The sequence below is a fragment of the Frankia tisae genome (assembly GCF_025403405.1).
GTDB lineage: Bacteria > Actinomycetota > Actinomycetes > Frankiales > Frankiaceae > Frankia > Frankia tisai.
This window is the reverse complement of the sequence record NZ_JANEZT010000783.1, coordinates 1-573: the sequence shown is the minus strand read 5'-3', so window position 1 is coordinate 573 and position 573 is coordinate 1. Positions and strand designations below refer to the sequence as shown.

Annotated in this window: 1 protein-coding gene; it reads right to left on the bottom strand. The window is 62.7% G+C overall.

Annotated features, from left to right (window positions below):
• The coding region (locus NBZ85_RS34200; RefSeq protein ID WP_261563486.1) for a S8 family peptidase at positions 1–573 on the bottom strand (573 nt) is incomplete at both ends.

The following is a 573-nucleotide window of genomic DNA, read 5'->3' as shown; positions in this document are numbered from 1 at the left end:
CCTGTAGGCCGAGCGGTGCGTTGTTTGTGCGTGCGGCATCGCCGCCATACTCCACAACTTCGGGCTTGATGACGTTCCAGATACCAGGGCCTGTCCGGGAGAATGCCGAGGGGCTCGCGGGCTGAGTGGCGAAGGTACGCCATGCCCCTTGCTCAGCGGCATCATAGGCAATTGAGCCAACGGTCAGCGCCTGCAGGCTTTGGCCGGGGTTGGCGATGCGCGCCGAGTTTTCGGCGAGATAAGCTGGATAGTCTCGCCCTGCGGTCAGATGGTCGGCGATGCCCAGGAATGGCGGAGTGCCTTGCAGTGGCAGGTTGCCGGCGCTTTGCACGATGAGCACATCCCGTTCATTGCACAACTGGTCAATCTCCGCCGCCCACGACGACATGTAGCGCGTGCGGCAGTAGCTGCGCGCGTTGATTGAGTGATTGAAGATGCGAGTCTGGCGCGGGCCGTCATTGAAACGTTCGACCGCCTTGCGTAGCGCTTCGGGCGGGAACAACTCGACCGGCATCGCGTTCTGAGCGTCGAGCACGCGGGCGTTCTGAATCCAGAACGGCAATTGCGGTGCGC